This window comes from Streptomyces niphimycinicus (assembly GCF_018883605.1).
GTDB lineage: Bacteria > Actinomycetota > Actinomycetes > Streptomycetales > Streptomycetaceae > Streptomyces > Streptomyces niphimycinicus.
Genome location: NZ_JAHLEM010001366.1, coordinates 1 through 374 on the forward strand (window position 1 = coordinate 1; position 374 = coordinate 374).

Sequence of the window (374 nt, forward strand, 5' to 3'; positions counted from 1 at the left end):
CCGGCGGACCGCCGTGCCCGGTGCCCGCCGCAACCGCCACGCGTCGGCCCGCCGCGACCGCCGCGATGAGCCGCCTCGCCGAACTGCCGCGCCGTGTCCGTACGCCCTTGCCCCGCGCCAGCTCGTGGGCAATGGTGGTCGAGGCGCCCTGGACGACGGCCCCGGTGGCCGCGAGCGGCACGGTGACTCGGACCGTGGCCGCCGCCTGCCGTGCCGCCGTACTCCGGCTCCGCATGCCGGTGAGCCCCCGGCCACCAGCCCCGCCGCCGACTGAGCCGGGCCCAGACGCGGACACGCCGCCCAGCACTCGCCGACCGCCCTGTGTGCTGTTCTGGCCCGTCATGGCACGGGCAGCCACGGCGGCCTGGGACGCG

Annotated in this window: 1 protein-coding gene; it reads right to left on the minus strand. The window is 78.9% G+C overall.

All coding sequences use genetic code 11. The features are described 5' to 3' along the window. On the minus strand, positions 1-235 hold a 235-nt coding region (locus tag KN815_RS49765; RefSeq protein ID WP_216348265.1), incomplete at its 3' end, for a hypothetical protein. Between the last annotated feature and the right edge of the window lie 139 nt (positions 236-374).